The 24,915-nt window shown below is 46.6% G+C and carries 20 protein-coding genes; 3 read left to right on the forward strand and 17 right to left on the reverse strand.

What is annotated here, in order from left to right; all coding sequences use genetic code 11:
- Window positions 1-33 precede the first annotated feature (33 nt).
- From ABIE50_RS01500 to ABIE50_RS01515, 4 genes are all read right to left on the reverse strand, one after another.
- Window positions 34-1,464: a glycoside hydrolase family 125 protein gene (locus ABIE50_RS01500; RefSeq protein ID WP_209856674.1), complete on the reverse strand. Its 1,431-nt coding sequence runs from the start codon at window positions 1,462-1,464 to the stop codon at window positions 34-36.
- A 63-nt stretch (window positions 1,465-1,527) separates the two neighbouring features.
- Window positions 1,528-3,957, reverse strand: a complete 2,430-nt coding sequence (locus ABIE50_RS01505) for a beta-propeller fold lactonase family protein (RefSeq protein WP_209856672.1) — start codon at window positions 3,955-3,957, stop codon at window positions 1,528-1,530.
- Between the two features lie 318 nt (window positions 3,958-4,275).
- Entirely contained in the window at window positions 4,276-7,671 is a 3,396-nt protein-coding gene (locus ABIE50_RS01510; RefSeq protein WP_209856670.1) for a methylmalonyl-CoA mutase family protein, read from the reverse strand.
- 639 nt (window positions 7,672-8,310) lie between these two features.
- On the reverse strand, window positions 8,311-9,030 hold the full coding sequence (locus ABIE50_RS01515) for an NUDIX hydrolase (protein ID WP_209856668.1): 720 nt from the start codon (window positions 9,028-9,030) through the stop codon (window positions 8,311-8,313).
- Window positions 9,031-9,195: 165 nt separating this feature from the next.
- Between ABIE50_RS01515 and ligA the strand changes: the two genes are divergently transcribed.
- Together ligA and ABIE50_RS01525 are read left to right on the forward strand one after the other, a co-directional pair.
- Window positions 9,196-11,304: an NAD-dependent DNA ligase LigA gene (gene ligA / locus ABIE50_RS01520; RefSeq protein WP_209856666.1), complete on the forward strand. Its 2,109-nt coding sequence runs from the start codon at window positions 9,196-9,198 to the stop codon at window positions 11,302-11,304.
- A 48-nt stretch (window positions 11,305-11,352) separates the two neighbouring features.
- The gene (locus ABIE50_RS01525) at window positions 11,353-11,790 is read left to right on the forward strand and encodes a nucleoside deaminase (RefSeq protein WP_142684835.1); all 438 of its coding nucleotides are present in this window, start codon (window positions 11,353-11,355) and stop codon (window positions 11,788-11,790) included.
- On the opposite strand, the gene ABIE50_RS01530 is transcribed toward ABIE50_RS01525, so the two are convergent.
- The 3 genes from ABIE50_RS01530 to ABIE50_RS01540 all read right to left on the reverse strand — a co-directional run bounded on the left by ABIE50_RS01530 (window position 11,791) and on the right by ABIE50_RS01540 (window position 14,014).
- The gene (locus ABIE50_RS01530) at window positions 11,791-12,720 is read right to left on the reverse strand and encodes an SPFH domain-containing protein (protein WP_142684834.1); all 930 of its coding nucleotides are present in this window, start codon (window positions 12,718-12,720) and stop codon (window positions 11,791-11,793) included.
- Window positions 12,721-12,902: 182 nt separating this feature from the next.
- Window positions 12,903-13,118, reverse strand: coding sequence for a hypothetical protein (locus ABIE50_RS01535; RefSeq protein WP_142684833.1), 216 nt, complete (start codon window positions 13,116-13,118; stop codon window positions 12,903-12,905).
- A 191-nt stretch (window positions 13,119-13,309) separates the two neighbouring features.
- Entirely contained in the window at window positions 13,310-14,014 is a 705-nt protein-coding gene (locus ABIE50_RS01540) for a LuxR C-terminal-related transcriptional regulator (RefSeq protein WP_142684832.1), read from the reverse strand.
- Window positions 14,015-14,287: 273 nt separating this feature from the next.
- Here ABIE50_RS01540 and ABIE50_RS01545 point away from each other — a divergent pair, with 273 nt between their 5' ends.
- Entirely contained in the window at window positions 14,288-14,893 is a 606-nt protein-coding gene (locus ABIE50_RS01545; protein ID WP_142684831.1) for a superoxide dismutase, read from the forward strand.
- A gap of 82 nt (window positions 14,894-14,975) precedes the next feature.
- Here ABIE50_RS01545 and ABIE50_RS01550 read toward each other — a convergent pair whose 3' ends face one another.
- The 10 genes from ABIE50_RS01550 to uppS all read right to left on the reverse strand — a co-directional run bounded on the left by ABIE50_RS01550 (window position 14,976) and on the right by uppS (window position 24,804).
- The gene (locus ABIE50_RS01550) at window positions 14,976-15,758 is read right to left on the reverse strand and encodes a 3-keto-disaccharide hydrolase (RefSeq protein WP_209856663.1); all 783 of its coding nucleotides are present in this window, start codon (window positions 15,756-15,758) and stop codon (window positions 14,976-14,978) included.
- 17 nt (window positions 15,759-15,775) lie between these two features.
- Window positions 15,776-17,167, reverse strand: coding sequence for a Gfo/Idh/MocA family protein (locus ABIE50_RS01555; RefSeq protein WP_209856661.1), 1,392 nt, complete (start codon window positions 17,165-17,167; stop codon window positions 15,776-15,778).
- Between the two features lie 197 nt (window positions 17,168-17,364).
- On the reverse strand, window positions 17,365-19,038 hold the full coding sequence (locus ABIE50_RS01560) for a S41 family peptidase (protein ID WP_209856659.1): 1,674 nt from the start codon (window positions 19,036-19,038) through the stop codon (window positions 17,365-17,367).
- A gap of 46 nt (window positions 19,039-19,084) precedes the next feature.
- Window positions 19,085-19,315, reverse strand: a complete 231-nt coding sequence (yidD, locus tag ABIE50_RS01565) for a membrane protein insertion efficiency factor YidD (protein ID WP_079471177.1) — start codon at window positions 19,313-19,315, stop codon at window positions 19,085-19,087.
- 102 nt (window positions 19,316-19,417) lie between these two features.
- A complete protein-coding gene (locus tag ABIE50_RS01570) occupies window positions 19,418-19,810 on the reverse strand; it encodes a ribonuclease P protein component (protein WP_332004983.1) in 393 nt (130 codons plus the stop codon).
- Between the two features lie 11 nt (window positions 19,811-19,821).
- A complete protein-coding gene (gene rpmH / locus ABIE50_RS01575; protein ID WP_012788729.1) occupies window positions 19,822-19,977 on the reverse strand; it encodes a 50S ribosomal protein L34 in 156 nt (51 codons plus the stop codon).
- 180 nt (window positions 19,978-20,157) lie between these two features.
- Window positions 20,158-20,667, reverse strand: coding sequence for an OmpH/Skp family outer membrane protein (locus ABIE50_RS01580; RefSeq protein WP_209856657.1), 510 nt, complete (start codon window positions 20,665-20,667; stop codon window positions 20,158-20,160).
- Window positions 20,668-20,724: 57 nt separating this feature from the next.
- Window positions 20,725-21,240, reverse strand: a complete 516-nt coding sequence (locus ABIE50_RS01585) for an OmpH/Skp family outer membrane protein (RefSeq protein ID WP_142684825.1) — start codon at window positions 21,238-21,240, stop codon at window positions 20,725-20,727.
- A gap of 65 nt (window positions 21,241-21,305) precedes the next feature.
- Entirely contained in the window at window positions 21,306-24,062 is a 2,757-nt protein-coding gene (locus ABIE50_RS01590; RefSeq protein WP_209856655.1) for a BamA/OMP85 family outer membrane protein, read from the reverse strand.
- On the reverse strand, window positions 24,043-24,804 hold the full coding sequence (uppS, locus tag ABIE50_RS01595) for an undecaprenyl pyrophosphate synthase (protein ID WP_142684823.1): 762 nt from the start codon (window positions 24,802-24,804) through the stop codon (window positions 24,043-24,045). The genes ABIE50_RS01590 and uppS overlap by 20 nt, the downstream gene beginning before the upstream one ends.
- Between the last annotated feature and the right edge of the window lie 111 nt (window positions 24,805-24,915).

Below are 24,915 nucleotides of genomic sequence, written 5' to 3' on the forward strand. Positions count from 1 at the left end.
CACAAAATCCCTGACAGGAATATTCCGGATTATTTATGCGTATTGTCTCTTCAGCAGGTCAGGATATTCCTGGCTTACTTTCAGGATCAGCTCTCCGAAAAGGGTGTTCACCCAGGCAAACCACGGACGCGTGAACTTAGTCGGGTCATCTTTGTGATAAGATTCATGGATAAACCCGGTATCGCCATCGGTGTTGCGTAATGTTTTAATACAGGAAGCTATTTCCTCTTTATCATGACTGGTTAAAGCTCTCATGATAATACTCATTGGCCAGATATAATCATTACCGGTATGCGGGCTGCCTACGCCATCGCCATACTTGCCACGGTAGAACCAGGGCTGGAAATTGCTCCATACAAAGTGACGGGAAGCCTGGTACAAAGGATCATCAATGCCGGTATATCCCAGGTAAGGAATAGACAGCAGGCTGGGCACATTGGTATCATCAAGGAACAAACGGTTGCCGAAGCCGTCCACTTCAAAGCCATACATCATACCCAGTTTTGGATGTTCCACAATAGCATGCGCTTTAATAGCGCGGTCTACCTCGTCTGCCAGTTGTGTGCACTCGTGCGCAAAGGCCGTATCCTTATAGATCACCTCACTGATTTCTGCCAGCTGACGCAGGGATACCACGGCAAACATATTGGAAGGGATCAGGAAAGGAAACACCGTGGCGTCATCAGAAGGACGGAAGATAGATACGATCAGGCCTACCGGTGAAATGGGATTACCCCAGCCTCCGTTGGCAACGGTATCGGACTGTATGGGGGAATTCCGCTGAAATTTGTAAGGACCGTGGCCATCTTTACGTTGCTGTTCCTTAAATGTTTTCACGATCAGCTGGGCTGCCTGCCTGTATTTATCATCAAAAGGCGTGTTATCGCCGCTGATCTTCCAGTAATTATAGGATAAACGTACGGGGTAGCACAGCGAATCAATTTCCCATTTACGCTCATGCAGCTCAGGCTTCATGGTGGTCAGATCCTTATCCCATTCGCTACCGGTAGGACCTTCATTAAAGGCGTTGGCATACGGATCAATGAGGATGCATTTCGTTTGCCGGTTGATAACACCTACCACCATTTCTTTCAGTTTGGCATCATCCTTTACCAGTGGCAGATAAGGCCATACCTGGGCTGAGGAATCGCGCAGCCACATGGCATTGATATCACCGGTGATCACGAACGTATCGGGCCGGCCGTTTTCTTTTTTAAAGTTAACCGTTGTATCGAGCGTATTAGGGAAACAGTTTTCGAACAGCCATCCCAGTTTGGTATCAGCGATCTGGGATTTCACCTTTACAATTGTTTTTTCCACCGCTTCGCTGGTAAATTTCCGCTTTGCCAGGGGCGGGCGTTGGGAGGTATACCCATTCCAGCCAAATACTGTTTTGGGCAATCCAAGCCCAACTACGCCTGCTACCAGGGCGCTGTTCTTAAGAAAATCTCTCCTTGCAACCATAACGTTTTTGAATTTAGGAAACCCTAAAATAGAAAAGTTTTATGGATTTGCTTAAACGATTTATCAATCATCGTCATCTTCCCCGGCAGACAGCTTCACAAAAGCGCTTCTCCTGGGCGCGGGCATCACCGCCTGTTCACCATGAATGGCTTTCCATACTACTTCGTTCAGCTCCAGGTCCGGTACCCGGTCTTCATGCGCCAGGTCAAAATTTGCCGAACGCCGGGCGCTTTCATTCCAGGCGGTATTTCTTTCATTAATATCTGTATTCGCAGGCAAAGTCTCGTAAGGCCGCAGATCCGGTGTAGCAGAAAATAATTCCCACATAGGAGTGGCTGCAGCATCGTACTGGCTCATTGGCGGTAACCCCAGGATGAGCTCCATGGTACGCAGCATCCCGGAAGTGGAATACATGTTATGATTCACTGTATTTCTTTTCACATACGGACTGATCACATAAGCGGGGGAACGGTGTGCGTCCACATGATCAGGTCCGTTTTGGGCATCATCTTCCAGAATAAAAATAGCGCTCTCTTTCCATATCCTGCTGTGGGTGATATATTCTACCAGCCGGCCTACAGCCAGGTCGTTATCGGCCACAGCTGCATAGGGGGAGTAAGCTCCCTTCCGCATACCGCTGGTATGATCATTTCCCAAACGGATAGTGTTAAAATGCGGCACTGCATCAATGGCCAGCAATGAATCAAAATCGCGCTGCCAGATCTCCTGCCGCTTTACGTCCTGTATAGACAGGTCGAACGAAGGATAGCCGGCACAGAAATTATTCTCCAGCGATTTCAGCGTGGCCTTTCCCTTACCGGCAAATTCACCATAGGTGCGGTAACTCACGCCTGCACGCTGGCAGTAATCCCATATAAAACCCTTTGCCGGGTAAGCTACTTTACGGCTTCCCTCATAATCATAAGTGCCTCCACGGCCGCCATAACTGGTAGGCCAGGTCTTTTCCACGTAATCAGTGGCATAGGCTGCCATGCTCCAGTTATGTCCGTCGGCGCTTACTTCAGCATCTACATAAAAATTATCCAACAACACAAAATCATTGGCTAAACGATGCTGGTTAGGAGTAATGCGCGCGGGAAAAATACATAAACTACTGTCGCCATTACCTCCCGGCATATCGCCCAATACCTGGTCGTAGGTGCGGTTTTCCTTGATAATATAAAATACATACCTGATAGGCGATGCCTGACCCATAACCTGCGGAATGGGGTTGCCTGCTTCTCCCGGTGCATGTTGCTCTTTCTCTTTGGTATAGGGTGTATTCTCATACACCTGTTTGGACCAGCGACCCAACAGCTCTTCACCGGGCTCATTGAATACCGATAACGTTCCCCTGAACAAACCGGCAATATACTGTACCGGCCTGTCTTTACGCGTATTCGCTTCATGGGAGCCACTTTCATCTTTCCGGCTTACCGGGTTTGGGCCCTCAGGATTAGCCATAGATGTGAAGCCTTTACCATTGGCCACAAATATTTTTTTGCCGGTCGTTCTAACACAGGTAGGATACCATCCTACGGGAATAAACCCTTCCGACCGGCTCTTACCAGGTACTTCCACATCAAAAACAGCCAGGCAGTTGTTATCGGCGTTGGCAATGTAAAGTGTTTTGTTATTGGCAGACAATGCAAGCCCATTGGTAGTGGAGCCGGTCGGCGCGCCAGGATACAGGGCCGTTTGCAGCGATTCGATCACCCGCTGCCGTGCAGTGCTGATAACAGATACCGAATTGTCGTTGGCATTGGCCACATATAAATATTTCCCGTTGGCAGACAAAATCATTTCGTTAGGATGACTACCCGTTTTAATGGTGTTTATAATTTTATTTGATGCAATATCAAACACGGCTACCGCATCGCCTCCCCAAAGCGAAATATATAATGTATTCCGGTCCTTAGACAGGGCCACCGTATATGCTTCCGCACCCAGTGCTACTTTGCTGACAACTTTATTGGTGCGCAGATCAATAATATATAAACTGTTATCTTCCTTTGTAGCTACGTATAGCCGGTTACGTGAGTAATCGATGGTCATCCCGGTAGGACAAATCTTTTCTTTGGGCCAGGCCAATCCCAGCCGGATACTGTCTGTTACCTTTAATTTATTATTGATGACAGCATACTGCCATATCACGTTATCGTTAGCACCGGAAGCATACAGTTTCTTTTCATCTTTACTGAAGGCCAGTCCCAACCAGGATTTGGGGATGCTCACTTCATCCAGCACCGTCTCTTTCCCGGCGTCTATCAGCTGTATCGTTTGTTTGCTTTGCCCGTTATTGGTAACCGCGATCAATTTCTGCGATGGAGACACCACCATATTCAATGGTAAATCGCCTAATGGCAACGAATGCCCCACCGGTGTTAACGCCCAGCCGTTAGGCAATAACACCCGCCTGGACATCGTATCTGTGGTTTGGGCATTTGCCCGCAAAATGCCCAGCAAGGCCAAACCAATTAATATTTTTCTCATAGTAATTCCGGTAAGTGAAGCTATAAAAATAAGGCGGACATCTCCCGGCAGGTAGCCATATTCAAATGGTAATACTAAAATAATACAAAAGCCTGTACCGGTTGTGGAGTTTTTATACGCTGCGCCTTCGGCGCGCGGGTTTTGTCTTGGGACACTGATTACGCTGATTTTGATGATTTCATTGATGTTTTTTTTAAAATATTTAAGGGAGATAAAAACGAATTCGTTTCTATCTCCCTTAATTTTTAAACACTTAAAAAAACATCAATGAAATCATCAAAATCAGCGTAATCAGTGTCCCAAGACAAAATCCGCGTACTACATATTCCTCCTGTACTGCCCGCCTACTTCATACAACGCGTGCGTGATCTGTCCTAATGAACAATGCTTCACTGTTTCCATCAGCTCCGCAAAGAGATTGCCGTTGCTTACCGCCACCTGCTGCAGCTGACGAAGGGCTGCCGCGCTCTTCTGCTGGTGCCTTTGCTGGAAGGCTTCGAGGGTATGTATCTGGAATTCTTTTTCTTCAGCGGTGGAGCGGATCACTTCTGCCGGGATAATGGTAGGCGATCCGTTTTTATTCAGGAAAGTATTTACACCTACAATAGGGAATTCGCCGGTATGCTTCAACGATTCGTAGTAAAGGCTCTCCTCCTGTATCTTATTACGCTGGTACATCCTTTCCATAGCGCCCAATACTCCTCCGCGTTCGGTGATGCGGTTGAATTCAGCCAATACGGCTTCTTCTACCAGGTCGGTAAGCTCTTCTATGAAGAATGAGCCCTGCACCGGGTTTTCATTTTTAGCAGTGCCCAGTTCCCGGTTAATGATCAGCTGTATAGCCATGGCCCTTCTCACGCTTTCTTCGGTGGGCGTGGTAATGGCTTCATCATAAGCGTTGGTGTGCAGGGAATTGCAGTTATCATAGATCGCGTACAGCGCCTGCAGCGTGGTACGGATATCATTGAAATCAATTTCCTGCGCATGTAAACTGCGGCCGGAAGTCTGAATATGATATTTAAGTTTCTGAGAGCGGTCGTTCCCTTTGTATTTATACTTGATGGCCTTGGCCCATATACGGCGGGCAACACGTCCTATCACCGCATATTCAGGGTCCATGCCGTTGCTGAAGAAAAAAGACAGGTTAGGTGCAAAATCATCGATGTTCATACCACGGCTCAGGTAATACTCTACATAGGTAAAACCATTGGCCAGTGTAAACGCCAGCTGCGTAATAGGATTGGCGCCGGCTTCCGCGATATGGTAACCGGAAATACTTACAGAATAGAAATTGCGGACCTTTTGTGTAATGAAATATTCCTGTACATCGCCCATCAGTTTTAATGCAAATTCTGTAGAGAAGATACAGGTGTTCTGCGCCTGGTCTTCCTTCAGGATATCCGCCTGCACAGTGCCCCGCACCGTACTGAGGGCATGTGCCTTGATCTTTTCATATACGTCTTTATCCAGTACCTCTTCTCCCGAAATTCCCAGCAGCTCCAAACCCAGGCCATCATTCCCTGCAGGCAGGCTGCCGTTATAATGCGGCAACGGATGATCTTTAAATTTGGTACTGATAAGCGCCTTTACTTTTTCTGTAAGTCCCTGCTCCCTGATATATTTCTCACATTGCTGATCAATGGCAGCGTTCATGAAAAACGCCAGTAATATTGGCGCAGGACCATTAATGGTCATAGATACCGATGTTTTCGGATCACAGAGATCAAACCCGCTGTATAACTTCTTGGCATCATCCACGGTGGCGATGCTTACACCGGAGTTACCTACTTTACCGTATATGTCCGGGCGCAGCGCAGGATCTTCCCCATAGAGGGTAACGCTGTCGAATGCGGTAGACAGGCGCTTTGCCGGCTGATCGAGCGATACGTAGTGAAAGCGTTTGTTGGTCCGTTCAGGGCCGCCTTCACCGGCAAACATACGGGTGGGATCTTCTCCTTCCCGTTTCAGCGGGAACACACCTGCTGCATACGGAAATTCACCGGGCAGGTTTTCGGTGAGCTGCCAGCGGAGAATATCGCCCCAGTCTTTGTACTTAGGCAGCGACACCTTCGGAATACGGCTATGGCTGAGGCTCTCGCTGTACAGTGGCAGTTTAATTACTTTGTCCCTCACCTGGAACTCGTAAAAATCCGCCGTATATTTTTTCACCAGTGCAGGCCAGTCTTCCACCAGTTTTTTACATTCAGGATGCAATGATTTTTCCAGGTGGGCCTTTATATCGGACAATGCGGCGGCCGATGCCGGCTGCAGCGCCATTACGCCTTCCACCTGGTACAATTGCGTTGCCAGCTTACATTGTTCATCTACCCATTTGCTGTAATCAGTAATGGCTTCTGCAATTTCCGCGAGGTAGCGTACCCTGGCGGGAGGAATGATCTGTGATTTGGTGGAAGTGGACTTAACGCTTTCATGGCCCATAGGTCCGAAACTGGCGCCGGTTTTCTCTTCCACTTTTTCCATCACCTTTTCAAACAGCAGGTTAATACCGGCATCATTGAACTGGGAAGCAATGGAGCCTACTACAGGCAATTCTTCTTCCTTAGCGTTCCAGAGATTATGGTTACGCTTATACTGTTTGCGTACATCATGCAGGGCATCCAGGGCGCCGGCTTTGTCAAACTTATTGATGGCGATCACATCTGCATAATCGAGCATGTTGATCTTTTCCAGCTGGGAAGCCGCACCATATTCCGGTGTCATCACATACAGCGATACATCACAATAGTCGGTGATAGCGGTATCGCTCTGGCCTATCCCGGATGTTTCCAGGATAATAAAATCATACGCTGCCAGTTTACAGATGTCGATAGCTTCCTGGATATGTTCGCTGATGGCTTTATCACTTTCGCGGGTAGCCAGTGAGCGCATGTATGCACGCGGATGATGAATGGAGTTCATCCGGATCCTGTCGCCCAGCAAGGCGCCGCCGGTCTTCTTTTTGGAGGGGTCTACCGAAATTACGGCCACGGTTTTATCGGTGGTATGATTCAGGTAGCGGCGCACCAGTTCATCGGTTACACTGCTTTTACCCGCGCCCCCTGTTCCGGTAATGCCCAGTACGGGAGATCTTTCCGGGTCTGCTGCCGTATGGGTAATACGGGCGCCGGCAGTTTCATCTACGGCAACAGCGGTCCTTGTCTTCTGCCCGCTGAGAAGGGATACCGGCATATCGTTTTCAGCCAAACTGATAGCCCTGGCAATCACCTTTGGGTTTTTATCTGCCTGCAGCCGGGAAATATTCTCCTCACCGGCAGATAATGGTTTAACCGCTGTATCACATTGGCGGATGAGGTCTTCGATCATTCCTTCCAGGCCCATTTGCCGGCCGTCGTCCGGGGAATAGAGGCGCGCAATGCCGTAAGCATGCAGTTCTGCTATTTCCACCGGGAGAATAGTTCCACCGCCCCCGCCGAATATCCTGATATGGCCGCAGCCTTTCTCCTGGAGCAGGTCGTACATATACTTAAAGAATTCCACATGGCCTCCCTGGTAGGAGGTAACGGCAATACCCTGCGCATCTTCCTGGATGGCACAGTCTACAATTTCTGCCGCAGAGCGGTTATGCCCCAGGTGAATCACTTCGGCGCCTTTTGCCTGCATAATGCGCCGCATAATATTGATGGCGGCATCATGCCCGTCGAACAAAGCTGCTGCTGTTACAATGCGAACCTTATGTTGTGGTGTATAAGACATATCAATTACCGGATTTTGACCAGGGCTCCATGCTTCCTGCATGAAAACCACGAAGAATGCAAGTTACGGAAAAACCAGCTGAAATGCCGGCATAGCGCGGGTTTAAACAGAATTAGAATTGATTGAACAGGTTCCTGATCTTATTGCAAATTTTTTAACTGATCCCCAATCGGGTTAGTATTTCCTTAAAACGACTTTCCCCTGTGCATCACCTGCACAAGGGAAAGCGTAAAGTAAGACACAAGGCATTAATGCTTAGCAGTCTTATGATTCATAACGTGGAACTATAAAATCAAACGAGTGATAAATGATTTATAGTTTTTCAAGCTTGTTAAATGGAATTTTCTACATACGGTAATAAAACAAACGAAAAATGTTTTTGGCGAACGAGTTAAATTTTGGTTTTATAACTGGTAATAGTTTGCTTCTTAGGATGTGTATATCTTACACAATCTTACTTAAATTTTTGTTAAAAAAAAACTTTTTTTTCTTTTTAGATAGAAAATTAACACAGCCATTTTCCGGTATACATACATCTTCGCAAATCCTTCTTGGTAAAGGATTTCCGTCTCATTTAAATTAACAGGAACAGGGGAGATTTAAAAAGTAAGGGAGAAAAAAATATTATACTGACCATTTCTAAAAGCCTATCCCGAGATACCGCTTCTTTCTCTGATCATATTTATCAAAATTAAATTTATAGAGCTTTGCCGGACGATGTGGTACATCTTCTTCCTCTTCATTCAGATCCATCAGCAGATCCATCGACAAAAACTTCTTCCTGAAATTACGACGGTCCAGCTCCATATCCAGGATAGCTTCATACAGGTTCTGCAATTCGCGCAGCGAAAACTTGCGGGGCAACAGGTTGAAACCAATAGGCTGTACCAGCACCTGCTGCTTTAGCCGCTCATGACAGGTGTCCAGGATCTGCTTATGGTCAAACGCCATTTCATGCAGCTCCTTTACGCTATGCCAGTGCAGCTCATTATTACTCATCTTCAGTTCCACATGTTCAATGTTCACCAGTGAATAATAAGCTACGGTGATCACTCTCCCCGCAGGGTGGCGCTCTACTGCACCGAAAGTCTGCACCTGCTCCATATACACATTGTCGAGCCCCGTACGAGCTTTCAGCACCCGGTAGGCTGCTTCATCCAGCTCTTCCTCCGGCCTTACTATATCGCCCAGCAGCGACCATTTGCCCTTGAATTCCTTGAGATCTGATTCTATCAGCAGTACTTTCAGCTCATCATTGTTGAAGCCGAAAATAACACAGTCGACCGATATGGCTACCTTGAAATAGTCCTGTATTTCAACAAGGTGTGTGTTGAGGTTCTTGGTGTACATAGACATCATAAAGACGTGGAATTACAGTAAACGTCAGTTTTTCGAATAACGCGCGGAACTATATTCAAATGAAAGAAAAAAATATCACATTTAAAACAAAGTGACCGGATTTTTTTGAAGACATATCCCTAACCTGAAAGATAAGTTTAAATTTACGGCTCAGTTATATCAATTATGTACACAAAGGAGATAGAAATAGCCCTGGCACAGCTGGCCAAACAATTGCTCAGCCACCTGCAGCAGCAGAAACTGCTGCAATCCATTGATGAAACCCTGGATGCCCTTCGCCGTGTAATCAGCTATAACGACTGGCGCTACTACGTGGAAAGTGAGCCCGTGATCAGCGACTATGAATACGACCAGTTATTTGCCTGGCTGAAAAAACTGGAACAGGAACATCCCGACCTCGTTACTTCCGACTCGCCCACTCAGCGGGTAGCCCAGGGCCTCACCAAAGAATTTGTGACGGTACCACACCTGGTGCCTATGCTCAGCCTGGAAAACTCTTACAATGCTGACGACCTGCTTGATTGGGACCGCAAAGCAAGGGAAAGCGCTGGTCTTGCTGAAATTGAATACTGCATTGAACCCAAGTTCGACGGCGCCAGTATTTCACTTATCTATGAAGACGACCGGCTTACACGCGGCGCCACCCGCGGCGATGGCGTTGCCGGGGAAGACATCACCACCAACATTAAACAGATCCGCTCTATTCCGCTATCGGCCTCTTTTTCAAAGTATGGCATACATCAGATAGAAATACGCGGGGAAGTGCTCATCAATAAAAACACCTTCAAAGCATTCAACGATAAACGTATTGCAGATAACCTGCCCCCCCTGGCGAACCCGCGCAATGCAGCCTCCGGTTCATTACGGATGGTAGATCCCAACGAGGTAGCCAAACGCGGACTGGAAGCATTCCTCTACCATATGAGCTATCATAACATGAACCCGGGGAAAACAGAACCGGACGTGCTCAAAACACATAGCGGCACCCTGGAACTATTGTCTACATTAGGCTTCCGCAGCCCCGCCAGAGAAAAGAAAGTGGTAAAAGGCATACAGAACGTGATCGACTACGTGCTGAAATTTGAAACAGAACGCGATAACCTGCCCTATGAAATAGATGGCATGGTGATCAAGGTAAATGACTATGACCTGCAGGACCGGCTGGGTATGACCACCCATCACCCGCGCTGGGCCATCGCCTATAAATTTAAAGCCCGGCAGGCTACCAGTAAACTCCGCAGCGTGGAGTTCCAGGTGGGCCGTACCGGCTCCATCACACCGGTAGCAAAGATTGACCCGGTACCCATTGGCGGCGTAACCGTAGGATCCATTTCCCTTTTCAATGAAGAAGTAATTAAAGAGAAAGACCTGAAACTGGGAGATACCGTATTGGTGGAAAGAGCTGGAGACGTAATCCCTTACATCGTGAAATCAGTAGCCGACCTGCGGGACGGCAGCGAGCAGGAGATCATTTTCCCGGTACGATGCCCCGTATGCCACGATAAGCTCGTAAAGCCGGAAACAGAAAGCGTTTGGCGCTGTACCAACATCAATTGCGAAGCGCAGGTAGTGGAAAGAATGATCCACTTTGTAAGCAAAGATGCCATGGACATCAAAAGCTTCGGCGAAAGCAATGTCCGCAAATTCTTTTCATTAGGACTCCTTAAAGACATACCCGGCATCTATGAACTGGATTTCGAAAAGATTGGTGCACTGGAAGGCTTCGGCAAAAAATCGCTGACCAACCTCCAGTCGGCCATTGAACAATCCAAAACACAGCCGCTGCACCGCCTCATCTTCGGGTTGGGCATCCGCTACGTGGGGGAAACTACCGCCAAAACACTGGCCAATGCAGTGAATCATATTATGGATCTGCAAAACTGGACAGAAGAACAGATCCTTGCCCTGGAAGATATCGGGCCCAAAGTGGCCGGCTCCATCCGCCTGTTCTTCGCCAACAACGACAATATCCAGATGCTGAACAGGCTGGCAGCGCTGGGCATCAGCATGACCAACACCAAAAAGGAAACGCATGCTTCGGGTAACCTCAACGGGCAAACGTTTTTATTTACCGGTACCCTGCATAAACTGAAACGCAGCGAAGCGGAGGAAATGGTGGAACAGGAAGGCGGCAAAATAATGAGCGGCGTAAGCAGCAAGCTCAACTACCTGGTAGTAGGCGATGATGCGGGCAGCAAACTGGAAAAAGCAAAAAAAATCAATACTATCAAGATCTTGTCGGAAGATGATTTTCTGGCAATGATCAACAAATAATTATCAGCCCCGGCCTGTATGTGCCGGGGCTGACCACCAACAATTGTTATGACGGACGAACATTTTATGCGGCAGGCGATGCAGGAAGCACGCAAGGCCTTTGAAGACGGGGAAGTGCCTATTGGTGCAGTGGTAGTACTGAACAACCGCATCATTGGCCGTGGATATAATCATGTAGAAAGATTGAATGATTGTACCGCACATGCAGAAATGATTGCGCTAACGGCAGCCTTTAATACACTGGGAAGTAAATACCTGATGGAGGCAACATTGTATGTAACAGTGGAGCCCTGCCTGATGTGCGCCGGCGCACTTTACTGGAGTAAGATAGGCAGGATCGTATATGCAGCGCCGGATGATAAGAACAGTTACCGGAGAGCTACCGGCGACCGGTCCCCGTTTCATCCGAAAACAAAACTGGAGGCCGGCCCCTGCAGCGAAGAAAGTTTACAGTTGATGAAAACCTTTTTTGAACAAAGGAGATAATTATTTTTTGGTGGAATCCATCAGCTTATTCATACCCATCATCTGCTTCATGGTATGATCCATCCCTTCGGAAGAACCATCCAAGAAGATGACGTTCCCTTTTGAATTTTCAGCGAAGTGCTTAATGGCTTCCGTCCACATGGAGAAGAGGATCACCGAGGTATCGAGGTTGGCCTGCTGCATTTCTTTGGCAGCCATGCTCATACCTTTGGCCACTTCCTCCCGGAACAGGGCCACACCCATACCACGCAGCTGGGCAGCCTGGCGCTCGGCTTCCGCCGCAATTTTGATGGCGTTACCATCTGCTTCCGCCGCTTTGGTTTTAGTGATCAGCAATGCCTGTCCTTCGTTTTCAGCAGCCGCTTTCAGGTTATTGGAAGCCACTACCTGAGCCATCGACTTCATAATCACTTCATCAAAAGTGATGTCGTTCATCTGCAGGTCCAGCAGATGGAAACCCCATTCCTCAAGGGTTTTATCGATCTGTTCCTTTACGTGCTCGGTGATGTCTTTACGCAGTCCCAGCACTTCCGCCTGCCGCTTGGTAGCTACAAAACCACGGATGGAGCCTTCAATGGTACGCACCAGCGCCTGCATAAAACTTCTTTCATCCATAAATTTGAACGCCACATTCTTCAGCGTTTCTTCTTCCTGGTTCCACACAGCATACAACAGCATCGCTTTGAAATACACATTGGCCTGATCTATGGTGATGGCCTGGAATTCCAGCTCTACAGACCTGTTCTGGATAGATACCCTTTTAAACACTTTCTCAATAATGGGTATTTTCCAGTTCAGCCCGGGGAAAAGCACCCGGTTATATTTACCGAAGATGGTGGTAACAGCAATGTTTCCCTGCTGTACAGTTACAAACGATGACAGTATAACCACTAAGGCCAGCACTATCAAAACGATCAAGATAACATTCATAGACTGAGTGTTTAGGTAGGGTTTAGACGCATAAATATAACGAAATAAAGCTAACAGGCAGATGCGGGCACAGTTTTCCCTGCAGATATATAAATGAAGAATAAGAATGGATGAAACTGAACTAAAGTACAACCAATGGATGATGATATAAGAAGCCTGGCAAGTGTACTCTTATATTCTTTTTATATTCTTTGTTTCCTTCTGAAATATATAAATACGTCGTCCAGTTCTATTTGTTTCAACTGGTAAGCCAGTCGCGTTCTCAGGTCTTCCGTTTCGTCTTTAATTCTTCTGTATTGATCTTTCAGAATTTCGTAACGGGCCACAATTTCCTCTGCAGTTGCAGATTCCTCCAGTTGTAAGATGTCAAATGCTCTTTCCTCGGTTATCATAGTCATAGGAGTGTTTCAGATAGTAATTCATACCGGTTGTTTAAAAAACACATTTAATATTAATCCACTAAATTAGTTGAGTTTGAAAAACAAGCAAATACCCAATGTTGGGTATTTTTTAAATGTTTAGCAACTTTTAGCAGATATTTTACAACCGGTTGTTTTCCCATTAAACACTGGTTACCAGGAAAGTGTATTTATTCAAATCCAATCTTACGGGCAATGGCCACCAGTTCCGATGTATTGCGCACCTTTAATTTCAGCCTGATATTTTTCCGGTGGGTTTCTACGGTATAACGGCTAAGGCTCAACGATTGTGCAATTTCCTTGTTGTTCAGCCCTTTCACGGCCATGCCCAGCACATCTTTTTCGCGGGGAGTCAGTTTATTGAGAAGGGTTTCATTCTGCCGGCGCATGATAGCGCTCAATGCTTCAGACAATTGCACATCGGTGTCAATGGCATTGGTAAGATCAAGGAACGCGCAGATAATTTCCACTACCCTTCCGTTCCTGTCGTGGGTGAACGGCACTTCCAGGCCAAGCAGCCACCGGTAATCGATTTCACCTTTTTTGCGGATACGGGCCAGGCCGCCAAACTGCGCTTTATTATTAATGAAAGATTGCTGTGCTACTGCAGCCAGTTTAAAATCTTCCGGATGCATGATATGCCGGAAAAATTCCATGCCCATTCCCGTTACCTCATCGGCAGAAAAACCAACTGTTTCCGCGAGGCGGTCATTACACCAGGTCACGGATTTAGTACTGTTATCATAACTGTAAATCATGGCGGGTACATGATGTAAAACGCTCTCCAACCAATGGATACGATTTCTTAAATGCTCATTTTCCTTCTGTAAGGCATTGAGGGAAAAATGTAGCCCCGAGTCCGAGCCTGTCTGCATACTATTTAGTTTTAAACAAACAACAGGTAAACAACCACCAGTCACACCTGAAAAAAAATTCTGAAGTTACTCCTTAGTTAAACCAGGTACCTGTAAATATAAAATAATTTTCCATGTGATCAAGACCAGCACACGGCTGATTTTCCCAATTTACAGTCATCCACCGGTAAGTATACCTTAACTTAATAATTAAATGTCTAAATTTTAACGGATTGGCAGTAAATTTGGCGACTATCAAGAAATCATATTTTAAAACCCATAAAAATCTAAGTTATGGCATTTACACTTCCGAGCTTACCCTACGCAACTGATGCGTTAGAGCCGAATTTCGATAAACTGACAATGGAAATTCATCATGGTAAGCACCACCAGGCTTATGTAGACAATCTGAACAAAGCAGTAGCAGGCACAGAAAATGAGAACAAATCGCTGGAAGAGCTGGTAGCCAATGCTGGTAAAATCAGCCCGGCTGTAAGAAACAATGGCGGTGGACACTGGAATCACAGTTTCTTCTGGACCAGCCTGGCGCCTAATGCCGGCGGTGCTCCAACCGGTAAACTGGCAGATGCTATCAACAGCACTTTTGGTTCTTTTGAAGCATTCCAGGAAAAATTCAACAATGCCGGCGCTACCCGCTTCGGCTCTGGTTGGGCATGGTTAACTGTAAAGGATGGCAAACTGGAAGTTTCTTCCACACCTAACCAGGATAACCCACTCATGGATGTTGCTGAAGTAAAAGGTACGCCTATCCTCGGTGTAGACGTATGGGAACATGCTTACTACCTGAAATACCAGAACCGTCGTCCGGAATACCTGAAAGCATTCTGGAATGTGATCGACTGGAACGCTATCAGCAAACGCTACGAAGCAGCTTTATAAGCATTCGCCGGTTCAATGAACTGCATAAAAAAATCCCGTCAGGTAAACCTTGACGGGATTTTTTATAAGCTGGACCAATTGTTTACAGCTCTTTGATCTTTAAGTTTTTGAACCATATTTCGCTGCCATGGTCCTGCAATGCAATATGGCCTTTCTTTGACAGGCCATAACCTTTGGCATCTTTCCATTTGCCTTCGGCTTTATGCTGCTTCCACTCAGGCGTCCACAGCTCATAGTCTGCTGTCTTCTTCCCGTTCAGCCAATGCTCTACATGACCCTTGTTTACAATGATCTTTGTAGTATTCCATTCGCCAACAGGATTGGCGGCATCCACTAATGGAGGATTCATGGCATAATTGGCGCCAGTAAGTTGCCAGGGCTCCAGCTTCTCCGGGAAATTCTTATCATCAATGATCTGGTATTCCGGCCCGCTCAGCTGAGGGGTTTCAAATTCTTCCGTTACCATATACATAATACCGCTATTGCCTTGCGGCGACAACTTCCAGTCGGCAGTCAGTTCAAAATTCTCAAACTGTTTATCAGTGATCAGGTTGCCCCGCACATCCGACTTGTCTGTTTTATGCCCCAGGCAATGCAGGATCCCTTTCTCCGCTACCCAGGAATCTGCCGGCTTGTTTTTGTAGATACGCCAGCCTTCCAGGGTATGGCCATTAAACAACAGTTGCCAGCCCTCCGCTTTTTCCGCTTCAGTTAAAACCGCACCGGTAGAATCTGCAAGCGCAGTACTTACCACAGAATCCATTACTGCAACGGCGTTGGCTCTTTCGCTGTGTGTGGTACCACCTCCGCAAGACATGGCCGCAATACTGAATACCGACAAGGCAGGTATCAAAAGGTGCTTCATAATGTACCCGGTTTAAATTACTTATTCACCAATTTCAGATTCTTCGGATCCCAGTGGATGATCTTGTTATCAAAATAGCTTTCGTTGCACAACAGTGCCGGCGCTGCTGCACGGAACCCGAAGGTAGGATCTTCCGCTACTTTACCGTTGGTACGCATGGCGTTAAACAGGTTATAGAAGTGATCGAAATGTGCACCTTTGTAACCTTTCTCTGCTTCATAGATCATTTTTTCAGGATCCAGCATGTTCGCACGGTGATAGGCATACGATTTTCCGTTATTGGAAGCAGCAGCATTTGCGGCAGCCAGCGGATCGTTTTCATCTACCTGTACGTTGTTGCGGAACAGGGTCACCCTATCCCACTCTACGGTCATGGAGCCTTCGCTACCCACCATACGGAGGTAATTGGTACCGCCGGTACCATCTACAAAGTTTACGCGGAGAGACAGGTTAAACGCAGGGTGAATCTCAGTTTCAGGATAATCAAACATACCCAGCATAATATCAGGTACTTCCCTTCCGTCTTTCCAGTAACGCAAGCCACCGGTAGCCATTATTTTATTGGGCCCCAGGGAACCGGTTACCAGGTGCAGGCTGGAAAACAGGTGAACAAACAGGTCGCCGGAAACGCCGGTGCCATAATCCCTGTAATTACGCCAGCGGAAGAAACGCAGCGGGTCAAAATCACGTTTGGGTGCATTCTTAAGATAGGCGGTCCAGTCAACCGTTTTGGGAGAAGCATCCGCAGGAATAGGATACTGCCATGCGCCGGTGGGCGACATACGGGCCCAGAAGCCTTCTGCATAGTTCAGTTTACCAATGGCGCCGTCTTTCAGGAGCTGCCTGGCTTTTTCATTACCCAGTGAGCTCATACCCTGGCTGCCCACCTGGTATACCACTTTTCCGTTACGTTGCTGTGCTTCCACTACTGCGGGGCCTTCACTGATATCGTGTACCATTGGCTTTTCGCAGTAAACGGATTTGCCTTTGTTCATGGCAGCCACAGAAATATCCTTATGCCAGAAGTCAGGCACTGCAATGATCACCGCATCAATATCTTTTCTATCCAGGATCTCCTGGTAGCTGCGGGTAGTGTAAATATCATTACCCCATTTCTTTTTTGCATCCGTCAAACGGCCATCATATAAATCACAGGCGGCTATCAGTTTTACGCCCGGCACAGTGATCGCGGTATTGGCATCCGCTGTTCCCATGCCGCCGGCGCCTATCAGCGCTATCTGTATCTGGTCGTTGGCACTGTATTTTTCTTTCAGACGGGAAAGTGACTGGATGTTTCTTTGTTTGTCAGCTGCGGTCAGGATATTTGGCAGCAAGGATGCGCCCACTACTCCTTTGGCAAATTTACTGATGAAACTCCGGCGAGAGTCTTCATTGGAATTTACTGGCATGATAACCCATTTAATTTGAGAAATGATATAAGTTTATTATTCACTGGAACTCTCAAAATATAATTATTCTCCCGGAATTCATAATTTATATGAGAATCGGGAAAGGAGAACAATAAAGCCTGCAAACAAATCCCGGACGGCGCCGGAGCTTATTTACAGGCTTCATTAAAAATAACTGATACCGGGGAATCTGGCTGTTACTTTACTGCGGTAAGCAGTTGTTTATATTTTGACGGGTTATGCAGCAGATCCGCCGCCGTGTTTACCTCGTTATCCCATTCCAGCGACTTGATGATACGGCCTCTCTGCAGGTAATACCGGTTTACGATTTCTTCTTCCAGTAACCTTTTTATTTCTGTTTTATTCTTCAGCAGGTCCTGTTTTTTATCGTGCTTCATTTTTGTTTCCAATGTTTCCAGCTCTTTGGCAACGGCATCATAGTACTTCTCTTTTTTTGCTGTGCTTTTGAAAGAGTCGAGGGCCTCCTCGCTGCGTGTTTTATAGCTGTAATCCTTATTATCGAGATAACGCACAAAATCTTCGAAGTCGCTCTCCGAGAGAGCGAAAGACCCTGCAGCAGCTATTTTCGGGTGATTGTAATAATAGCTGGTGGCGTAATCAAAGATGAATTGTTTGCGGAGAAGCGTGATAGCAACCTGGCTGATGTAGGTAGGGTCTACCTTTGCATCCGGTTCAATACCGCCGCCATCTTTTACAGCACGACCGCCTGCGGTGGTAAATGACTTACGCAGGGAATCCGGTACATAATCCACACTGCCGTCGTCGTTGCGGTGCGAATAATCGATGGCCTGGATACAGCGGCCACTTGGCGTATAATATTTGGCAGTAGTTACTTTCAGTTTGGTATTATAGGGCAGCTGACGGGTGGTTTGCACCAGTCCTTTTCCATAAGAGCGCTGTCCTATTACCAGTCCTCGATCGAGGTCCTGGATGCTGCCTGCTACTATTTCAGCGGCAGAGGCAGAAGAGTGATTGGTAAGCACTGTTAACGGGATATGCAGATCCACCGGTTGTTCGGTGGTTTCATAATTGCGGTCCCAGTTCTTTACTTTTCCTTTGGTACTTACGATGAGTTTATTTTTATCAACAAAAATGTTAGCTACCACAACGGCTTCATCCAGTAATCCGCCCGGGTTGCCGCGCAGGTCCAGTATCATTCCTTTTAAGGCGGGGTTGGCCCGCTTCAGCTGTTCCACCGCCTGGCGTACCATAGCGCCGCTGTTTTCAGTGAACTGGGTCATTTTAATATAGCCGATATCATTTTTCACGATGCCGGCATAGCTTACTGCTCTAACATTAATCTCTTCACGGATGATCTTTTTAGGGGTTTCCACGCCGGTTACCGGGTTGCGGAACACCATATCCAGCGGAGTGCCGGCTGCGCCTTTCAGTTGCCTGCTGATATCTTCCTGGGCTACATTTTTGCTGGATTTGCCATCCATGCTCACAATGATATCGCCAGGTTTTACGCCGGCCCTGTCCATGGGGCTGCCTTCGTATACATCAGTGATAGCGGTCCATTCGCCGTTGGTATTGATGGAAGCGCCTACTCCACCGTATTTGCCGGTAGCCATGAATTTAAGGTCGTCCAGGTTTTCTTCGGAAACAAAATCAGTAAAGGGATCTGTTTCCTCCAGCATGGCCTCAATGCCTTTCCGCATTACCTTTTCAGGGGGAAGATCATCTACATAGTAAGTATTCAGCTCCCGGTAGAAAGCGGCAAATATGTCCAGGTTCTTGGCTATCTGGAAGTATTTATCGTTTTCATTGAAAGCGAAGATACCCGCAGTGGTGATGATCAACAGCAATGCTGCTGCCAGTTTCTTTCTTTTATTGAAAAATGCACGCATGCAACGAATGTATAAGATGAATGATGTTAGTTGGCAATGTTGATGGTTATGGTACCGGGTCATATCCATGGCCGCCCCAGGGGTGGCAGGACAAGATACGCTTTATGGTGAGATAGCCACCTTTAAACGGGCCATATTTTTTAAATGCTTCCAGCCCGTATTGCGAGCAGGTAGGCGTATAGCGGCATTTACTGCCCAGGAGGGGCGAAATAAACCATTGATAAATTTTTATCAGGAAGATAAAAGGGAAACTCAGCCAGCGCACAACACGGTTCATAAGCAGCTTTGGGCAGTCAGCTTTTTAGCCAGAAAAATAACGGCCCATGCAACGGAATGTTGAATGCCGGTTCGCTGCTATCAGCCAAAGCTAACTGCGGTGCTAAACGCTGGTTTGCAGCTTCTTTAAAATTACCGAAATTTTGTCTTTCAGGGTAGAAAAATCAGCGATTTTTTTGTCGGTATAGATGAGGAAAACAGCGAGCTGTCTTGATTCCGACCGGAGATGATCGTACAGCTCCTGTTTTTGCAGGCGCCAGGCTTCGCGGCCCAGGCGTTTAATGCGGTTCCGGTCTACTGCATGGGGAAACCGGCGGGTAGTGGCGCTAAAGCCTACCTGCACGGGATATTTACCCGCTTCTTTCAGCGGCATATAAACAACCCGGTAGGGAAAAACAGAAAACGCTTTTCCTTCACGAAAAAGCGTTTCAATAAGTTTTCTGCTTTTTAACCTTTCTTCCTTGCTAAAAGAATAAGTTTTTATGGCAAATAGTATTTAGCTACTAATTATTTCAGCTTACGCTCGTCAGAAACAGTCAGCTTCTTACGACCTTTTGCTCTACGGGAAGCCAATACCTTACGGCCATTAGCAGTTTCCATTCTCTTTCTGAAGCCGTGAACGCTCTTTCTGCGTCTGTTATGCGGTTGAAAAGTACGTTTCATTTCTTTTTTTTGTTTTTACCTGTACTATACTAAAACTCCCGGATTAAAGGATTGTGTTTTTTAAAACGGAAGGCAAAGGTAGCAGAAAATTTTTGAAAAGCAAATTAAAATACCAATTCTTAAATGTAAAAGTGGAATGCAGCTTTCACTACATTCCACTTTTAATATTAGGAATATTAATTATTTAATACCCAGTTTAGTCTTTACAGCAGCCAGGATATCATCTGCAGCCGGGGAAACCAGCAGCATACCAGCAGAACTGTCGATTACGTAGTTGTAACCTTTTTCCTTTGCTACATCTTCAATAGCCTTACGGGCTTTATCGTAGATGGGTTTCAGCAGTTCCTGCTGTTTAGCCTGTACTTTCTGTTCAGCACCTTCACGGTAATCCTGAATACGTTTCTGGGCATCCTGGATTTCACGGCCTTTGATTTCCTTCATATTGTCGGTCATAGTGGCCGCTTTATCATCAAATTCTTTCATTTTCTTCGTATACTCATCTACCAGTGCTTTCCCATCACCTTCCAGTCCCTGTGCAAAAGTTTGCAGATCAGTTTCTGCCTTCTTGGCTTCCGGCATACTGGCTACCAGCGCCTGTGCATTGATATGCGCTACTTTGGATTGTGCCATTGCATTCACGCTGAACAAACCGGTAACCGCCACAAAAGCAATAATTACGTACTTCTTCATGATGTTGTCTGTGTTTAAAAAAATTTTAATACTTATAGTTAAAAAATAGGTACAGAGTTACTTCTTTACACCCAAAGATTTCAAAATTTCTTCGCTTTTATCCAGTTTGGGATCAGAAAAAATAACGGTGGCGCCGGCCGCCTTATCTAGTACAAAGTCATACATCCTGCTGGCAGAAAGCTTTTGCACAGCATTGTAGATCCTGTCCTGGATCGGCTTTACCAGTTCTTCCCTTTTCTTGAAAAGATCGCCTTCGTAACCGAAACGCTTCTTCTGCAAATCCTTTGCCTCTTTTTCACGGGCTACTATCTCATCCTCCCTTTTACGCTTCAGTTCTTCTGTGAGCATTACCTGTTCTGCCTGATACGACTTGTACATCTTATCCACTTCCTGGAACTTGGCATCAATCTCTTTCTGCCATTGCTCTGCAACTGCATCCAGTTTCTTCTGCGATTCCTTGTACTCCGGGATGCTTTCCAGGATATATTTTGTATCTATCACGCAATAGCGCTGTGCACTTGCTGCACCGCCCATAGCCAGCACAATAGCGGCTGTAATAAATAATTTCTTCATGCTACAATAATTTTTTCGCAAAACCTAATGACGGTTAAACTTGCAATATATAATTATTTTCCACATTATTCTGGTTCGAAGCCAAGCATAAACGTAAACTTAGCAGCGTCTTTCAAACCACCACCCGGTTGGAGACGGTCAAACCCGATACCATAGTCAAATCCGAGCAATCCAAACATCGGCAGATAAAAACGCATACCAATACCGGCAGAACGGCGTAATCTGAACGGATTGTACTCATTCAGGTCCTTATAACCATTGGCTGCTTCCAGGAAAGCCAAACCAAAGATGGTAGAGCTGGGATTCAAACTGAACGGGTAGCGCAGTTCCATCACATATTTATTGAATACGGTGAAGCCGGAATAGTTGGCAGGCTGACCGTTTTCAGGATTGATGCTCGGATCGGAGGTATAATACACCGGGTAACCTCTCTGGGAGATGATATCGCGGTCGTAGATCGCAAAGTTACTCAAACCATCACCACCCATTTCAAACCGGCCAAAAGGCGACAGGGTTGTACGGTTGTTGTAGCGGCCAATGTAACCAAATTTCGCGGCTACTTTCAATACGAAAGTTTTATTGTCGCTACCCATTGGGCGGCTCAAAGGCACATACCACTCTGCATTGAAGCGGTATTTCTGGTACTCAATGAATTTAAACTGCTCGGAAGCCGGCTCCTTGGAGTAATCCTTGTCGGGATTAAACAGGGAGTATGGCGGCGTATACTGCGCAGATACCATGAAGTTGGAACCACTGCGCGGGAAGATCTGCTGATCCACAGAAGAACGGGACAGTGTCAGCTTGATGTTCACGTTATTGGAAGTACCGCTTTCAAACCCGGGAATACCGAAGTAGTTATAGTTTTTCAGTTTATACTGCTGATAGTTTACTGAATAGATCAATGTGAAATAATCGTCCGGCCATTTCAGCTGTTTACCCAGTGATACGGAAGCACCCAGCACCTTGAAGTGACCATTCGTTGAAGTGGTAGTGTCGCCGGGAAGCTTGTAATAATCATTATAAGCGTAAGGATTCTGGTAGCTGCTGTAAAGGCTTACAGAAAACTGGTTCCTTTTCTTACCTCCCAGCCATGGCTCAGTGAAAGAGAAGTTATAGGAGCGGTAAGCCTTACCGTTGGAGGATACACGAACAGACAGTTTCTGTCCGTCGCCGCTAGGCAGCGGATCCCAGGTTTCTTTCCTGAAGATATTACGCAGCGAGAAGTTATTGAACGTAACCCCGAGCGTACCGGTTAAACCGATATAACCACCCCAACCGGCAGACAGTTCCAGCTGGTCGTTCGCTTTTTCTTCCACGGTATAATCAATATCCACGGTACCATCCTGTACATTGGGCACAGGGTTCATACCAATCTTTTCAGGGTTGAAGAAGCCGAGATTGGCAATTTCACGGTTGGAACGGATCAGGTCCTGCCGACTGAACTTCTCACCCGGAATGGTGCGGAGCTCACGACGGATCACGTGCTCGTTGGTTTTTTCGTTACCGGCTATACGAACTTCCTTGATGGTAGCCTGCGGCCCTTCACGCAAACGGATCTCGTAATCAATGGTATCGCCACGGATACCGATTTCCACCGGATCGATCTGGAAGAACAGGTAGCCATAGTCCATGTAGTAGCCGCTGATATCGCCGCCTTCCTGCGACATTTGCTTACCGATCCTTTTTTCCAGCAGTTCCAGGTTATAGATATCTCCTTTTTTGATGCCCAGGATGCGGGTCAGCACAGAGTCGGAATAACGGGTATTTCCTTTCCAGGTAATATCACCGAAATAATATTTTTTTCCCTCGGAGATCTGCATGTCCACATTCAGGTTCTGTGAATGGGTTTTGTAAGTGGTATCCCTCACGATCACCGCATCGCGGTAACCCCTGGAGTTATAGAGACCGATCACTTTACCTTTATCTTCGAGGTATTTATTTTCGTTGAATTTTGCAGAGCTGAACAGCTTAAAGCGGAAATAAGGGTCCAGTTTCTCAAATGCGCGGGTGGGCTGCAGGAAGCCATATGTTTGCCAGAAATCGTCCGGCTGCGCCAGGGAGTCCACATATACGTGTTCCATGTCAGGATGAAGCGTAAAGCGGGACTTTTCCTTGGTCCCTTTCATCTTCTTCTTGATCTTGGAGTCGGCTATATTTTCGTTGCCTACGATATTGATATCCTGGATACGTACTTTACTGCCTTTGGTAACATTAAAGATGAGGTGTTTGGAGTTTACCTGCCCGGTATCACTTCTTTCCTCGATCTTAACGGTAGCATTTCCGAATCCTTTATCTGCATAAAATTTATGTACAACACCGATCACGTTTTGTTTCAGGGCTTGTGTGATCACATTTCCCTTACGCAAACCGGCTTTGGTGGTGATATCATCTGCTTCTGTTTTTTTGATTCCCTTAAAAGCGAATGTAGACATACGGGGCATTTCCGTTAGTCCTATTTCCAGCCAGATCTTGTTGTCTTCTATTTTGGTTACATAAATGGTTACGTCGGCAAAGAGCCTTTGTGACCATAAGCTCTGAATTGCCTTTGTGAACTGGTCGCCACCCGGATAAGTAACTTTATCACCCACATTGAGGCCTGAGAGCGACAACAGCAGTGATTTATCCAGGTATTGGGTACCGGCAACGGTGATTTCGGCAATTTCATACTGTTGCGGGACGCCTGTGTTAATAGGAGAAACGGCCGGCGGATTAGCAGGCGGCTGCGTTGGAGGCACGGTATCTTTTTGCTGAGCGGATACACGAATGCCTGCACTGCAACATAATGCTATAGCCAGAAGGCCCTTAGGAAATAATTTCTTCATTCTGCTGAATTTGTTCGCTTGTTTTGCCAAAGCGCCGTTCTCTGGTCTGGTAATTTAAGATGGCTTGGTAAAGATGTTCATTGCGGAAGTCCGGCCACCGGGTATCTGTAAAATACAGTTCCGCATAGGCCAGCTGATATAGTAGGAAGTTACTGATCCTGCATTCTCCACTGGTACGAATCATTAATTCAGGGTCCGGCAGGCCGGCTGTACAGAGATATTTTTCCCATATTTCAGGCGTTACAGCTGCCGGGTCCAGGGCTCCATTTTTCGCATCCAGGGCTATTTTTCTGGCTGCATTCACGATTTCCCACCTTGCACTGTAGCTGAGAGCCATAATGAGATTGAGGCCGGTATTCTGGCTGGTTAGGGCAATGGCCTCCTCCATTTCCCGCTGGCATTGGGGAGGCAGCATTTCCATGTCGCCAATTACGCTCAGCCGGATATTATTTTTTGATAACGTATTCACTTCCATGCGGATAGTGTTTACGAGTAGTTCCATAATGCCATTAACTTCATAAACGGGGCGGTCCCAGTTTTCGGTAGAAAACGCGTATAGGGTCAGATAACCTATCCCAAGCTCTGCACAGGTCGTCACTATGTTACGCACACTTTCCACCCCTTCGTGGTGCCCGTACAGCCTGTCTTGTCCCCGCTCTTTTGCCCAACGGCCGTTCCCGTCCATAATAATGGCTATATGGCGCGGCAACCGTTGTAAGTCCAATTTTTCCTTCAAGCTCATTTGTGTCAGGCGTATTATAACAGATTATAACAGATCTACTAAAAGGGTGCAAAGATACAAAAATAGAGTAATGACTTTTTTGGCAAAGCCTAAGAAGGTGTTTTAACGTAG

The organism is Chitinophaga sp. OAE865 (assembly GCF_040546735.1).
GTDB lineage: Bacteria > Bacteroidota > Bacteroidia > Chitinophagales > Chitinophagaceae > Chitinophaga > Chitinophaga polysaccharea_A.

What these genes read in the sequence shown, in the direction of transcription:
- uppS (WP_142684823.1), bottom strand. Translation starts at nt 24,804, where the DNA reads ATGAGCTTGAAGGAAAAATTGGACTTACAACGGTTGCCGCGCCATATA.
- rpmH (WP_012788729.1), bottom strand. Translation starts at nt 19,977, where the DNA reads ATGAAACGTACTTTTCAACCGCATAACAGACGCAGAAAGAGCGTTCAC.
- ABIE50_RS01555 (WP_209856661.1), bottom strand. Translation starts at nt 17,167, where the DNA reads ATGCCAGTAAATTCCAATGAAGACTCTCGCCGGAGTTTCATCAGTAAA.
- ABIE50_RS01545 (WP_142684831.1), top strand. Translation starts at nt 14,288, where the DNA reads ATGGCATTTACACTTCCGAGCTTACCCTACGCAACTGATGCGTTAGAG.
- ABIE50_RS01500 (WP_209856674.1), bottom strand. Translation starts at nt 1,464, where the DNA reads ATGGTTGCAAGGAGAGATTTTCTTAAGAACAGCGCCCTGGTAGCAGGC.
- ABIE50_RS01505 (WP_209856672.1), bottom strand. Translation starts at nt 3,957, where the DNA reads ATGAGAAAAATATTAATTGGTTTGGCCTTGCTGGGCATTTTGCGGGCA.
- ABIE50_RS01510 (WP_209856670.1), bottom strand. Translation starts at nt 7,671, where the DNA reads ATGTCTTATACACCACAACATAAGGTTCGCATTGTAACAGCAGCAGCT.
- ABIE50_RS01530 (WP_142684834.1), bottom strand. Translation starts at nt 12,720, where the DNA reads ATGAATGTTATCTTGATCGTTTTGATAGTGCTGGCCTTAGTGGTTATA.
- ligA (WP_209856666.1), top strand. Translation starts at nt 9,196, where the DNA reads ATGTACACAAAGGAGATAGAAATAGCCCTGGCACAGCTGGCCAAACAA.
- ABIE50_RS01515 (WP_209856668.1), bottom strand. Translation starts at nt 9,030, where the DNA reads ATGATGTCTATGTACACCAAGAACCTCAACACACACCTTGTTGAAATA.
- ABIE50_RS01525 (WP_142684835.1), top strand. Translation starts at nt 11,353, where the DNA reads ATGACGGACGAACATTTTATGCGGCAGGCGATGCAGGAAGCACGCAAG.
- ABIE50_RS01585 (WP_142684825.1), bottom strand. Translation starts at nt 21,240, where the DNA reads ATGAAGAAATTATTTATTACAGCCGCTATTGTGCTGGCTATGGGCGGT.
- ABIE50_RS01540 (WP_142684832.1), bottom strand. Translation starts at nt 14,014, where the DNA reads ATGCAGACAGGCTCGGACTCGGGGCTACATTTTTCCCTCAATGCCTTA.
- ABIE50_RS01590 (WP_209856655.1), bottom strand. Translation starts at nt 24,062, where the DNA reads ATGAAGAAATTATTTCCTAAGGGCCTTCTGGCTATAGCATTATGTTGC.
- ABIE50_RS01560 (WP_209856659.1), bottom strand. Translation starts at nt 19,038, where the DNA reads ATGCGTGCATTTTTCAATAAAAGAAAGAAACTGGCAGCAGCATTGCTG.
- yidD (WP_079471177.1), bottom strand. Translation starts at nt 19,315, where the DNA reads ATGAACCGTGTTGTGCGCTGGCTGAGTTTCCCTTTTATCTTCCTGATA.
- ABIE50_RS01550 (WP_209856663.1), bottom strand. Translation starts at nt 15,758, where the DNA reads ATGAAGCACCTTTTGATACCTGCCTTGTCGGTATTCAGTATTGCGGCC.
- ABIE50_RS01580 (WP_209856657.1), bottom strand. Translation starts at nt 20,667, where the DNA reads ATGAAGAAGTACGTAATTATTGCTTTTGTGGCGGTTACCGGTTTGTTC.
- ABIE50_RS01535 (WP_142684833.1), bottom strand. Translation starts at nt 13,118, where the DNA reads ATGACTATGATAACCGAGGAAAGAGCATTTGACATCTTACAACTGGAG.